We start from the raw sequence: 2758 nt of genomic DNA, 5'->3' as shown, positions 1-2758 counted from the left end.
TTCGAGGGACCTTGGGGTCGCCTGTCCGGCGCGGACCGCGCCAAGTACCTGTTCCGGATCGCGCGCATCCTGCAGGAACGCGCGCGGGAGTTTGCCGTCCTGGAGACCCTGGACAACGGCAAACCGATCAAGGAGTCGCGCGATGTCGACATCCCTCTGGCCGCCGCGCACTTCTTCTATCACGCGGGTTGGGCCGACAAGCTCGGGCACGGAGGGCTCGCAGGTGGCAACGGGCAACCCACAGGCCCTCTCGGCGTCGTGGCCCAGGTCATCCCGTGGAACTACCCGCTACTCATGCTCTCATGGAAGATCGCACCAGCGCTGGCCGCCGGAAACACCGTCGTCCTCAAGCCGGCCGAGACCACCCCGCTGACCGCACTGCTGTTCGCCGAGGTCTGCCAGCAGGCCGACCTGCCCGCGGGGGTGGTCAACATCATCACCGGGGCCGGGGAGACGGGGCGCAACCTGGTCGGGCATCCCGGGATCGACAAGGTGGCCTTCACCGGGTCCACCCGGGTGGGCAAGACCATCGCCAGGGCCATCGCCGGAACACGCAAGCAAGCCACCCTCGAGCTCGGCAGCAAGGGAGCCAACATCGTCTTCGACGACGCAGCCATCGACGAGGCGGTCGAGGGGGTCGTCAAAGGGGTCTTCTTCAACCAGGGCCACGTGTGCGGCGCCGGCTCTCGGCTCCTCGTGCAGGAGAACATCGCCGATGACGTGGTCATCCGGCTCAAGCGCCGTCTGCAGACGCTGCAGGTAGGGGACCCGCTGGACAAGAACACGGACGTCGGCGCCATCAACTCTGCGGCCCAGCTCGCCCGCATCCGCGAGCTGACAGAGATCGGCCAGGCCGAGGGCGCCATCAGGTGGAGCGCACCGTGGGTCCTGCCGCAGCGCGGATTCTGGTTCGCCCCAACGATCTTCACGGAGGTCTCGCAGACTCACCGGATCGCCCAGGAGGAGATCTTCGGGCCGGTGCTGTCGGTGCTGACGTTCCGCACCCCGCAGGAGGCTGTCGCCAAAGCGAACAACACGCCATACGGGCTGTCGGCAGGGATCTGGACCGAGAAGGGCTCGCGCATCCTGTGGATGGCTGACCAGCTGCGGGCCGGGGTGGTCTGGGCCAACACGTTCAACCAGTTCGACCCCACCTCACCGTTCGGCGGCTACCAGGAGTCCGGCTACGGCCGTGAGGGCGGCCTCCATGGCATCGAGGCCTACGTGCGAGCAGGAGGCACCTGATGAACCCGTATCTGGCTCGAAGGGCGGCTGCCGCTGCTGCCAATGCCGATTTCTCACCGGATGACGCCACGCCGAACGTCGCAGCACCGGACGTCGCAGCACCGAACATCACCACGGATCAACGCGTCGAAGTGCGCAAGACCTACAAGCTGTACATTGGCGGAGCGTTTCCGCGCAGTGAGTCGGGCCGTACCTATGAGATCAGCGACAGTCGCGGCCGGTTCCTTGCCAACGCTGCGATGGGCTCTCGCAAGGACGCCCGGGACGCCGTCGCGGCTGCCCGGGGGGCCTTCGGGAACTGGGCCGGCGCCACGGCATACAACCGCGGCCAGGTGCTCTATCGAGTGGCCGAGCTGATGGAGGGCCGGCGCGCGCAGCTCGCCACTGAGGTCGCTGCGGCTGAGGGGCTGGCCATGGCGGGCGCGGACACGGTCGTCTCCCAGGCCATCGACCGATGGGTCTGGTATGCCGGGTGGTCGGACAAGATCGCCCAGCTGCTGGGCGGGGTCAACCCGGTCGCCGGCCAGTACCTCAACATCTCCACACCAGAGCCCACCGGAGTCGTCGCTGCCCTTGCCCCGCAAGCCTCTTCGCTGCTGGGTCTGGTCTCGGTCCTGGCACCGATCGTCGTCAGCGGCAACACGGCAGTGGTGCTGACCAGCGAGCACCGGCCACTACCCGCCGTGACACTCTCGGAGGTCCTGGCAACCTCCGACGTTCCTGCCGGCGTCATCAACCTGATCACCGGACGCACAGCCGAGGTCGCACCCTGGCTGGCCTCCCACCAGGACGTCAACGCCATCGACCTGACGGGAGCCGCCGACGCCGACGACGTTTCGTGGGCAGAGCTCGAACGGGCCAGCGCCGAGAACCTGAAACGCGTCCTGCGCCCGGGAGGGGACGGGGCCGACGCCGTCGAGCCGGACTGGTCGCAGAGTCCGGACCTGACCCGGATCAAGGCCTACCTCGAGACCAAGACTGTCTGGCACCCGAAAGGCCCCTAGTAGCGTGTCGCCTCTAATCTGATGGGTATGTGTGGTCGGCTGTTCTGGTTGATACTCGACCGGAAGGAGTTGACGGCGTGCCTCGTCCAAAGGAGTTCACGGTCTCCTTGAGTGCTGGGGATCGTGCGAAGCTGACCAAGGTGGTCTCGTCGGGGACACGTCCTGCCCGGATGATCACCCGGGCCCGGGTATTGCTGGCCCTGGATGAGACGCAGGGACCGGCGCCGGATCGGCGGGCGGTGGCTGAACGGGTCGGCGCGTCGGAGAGCACGGTGTATCTGGTCGCGAAGGCGTTCACGACGCATGCTGGCCGGGTCGAGGAGGTGATCACCCGCAAGAAGCGGACCACGCCGCCTGTGGAGCCGAAGGTGACCGGGGACGTCGAGGCCCGGGTGATCGCGTTGGCCTGCAGCCAGCCGCCGGCGGGACGTCAGCGGTGGACGCTGCGGTTGCTGGAGAGACAGGTGGCCTTGACCGAGGGGATACCGCCGATGGACCACTCCACGATC

The 2758-nt window shown here is 67.5% G+C and carries 3 protein-coding genes; all 3 read left to right on the top strand.

The genetic code is table 11. The features are described 5' to 3' along the window. Window positions 1-1245: aldehyde dehydrogenase family protein (locus VIM19_05710; GenBank protein ID HEY5184394.1), on the top strand; the 1245-nt coding region annotated here is incomplete at its 5' end. After that, entirely contained in the window at window positions 1245-2249 is a 1005-nt protein-coding gene (locus tag VIM19_05705) for an aldehyde dehydrogenase family protein (GenBank protein HEY5184393.1), read from the top strand. The genes VIM19_05710 and VIM19_05705, both read left to right, overlap by 1 nt. A gap of 170 nt (window positions 2250-2419) precedes the next feature. Further along, a partial coding sequence (locus VIM19_05700; protein HEY5184392.1) for a helix-turn-helix domain-containing protein occupies window positions 2420-2758 on the top strand: 339 nt, incomplete at its 3' end.

The sequence above is a fragment of the Actinomycetes bacterium genome (genome assembly GCA_036510875.1).
GTDB lineage: Bacteria > Actinomycetota > Actinomycetes > Prado026 > Prado026 > DATCDE01.
Note: the sequence above shows the minus strand (reverse complement) of the source record. Positions and strands in the feature narration are given on the sequence as shown.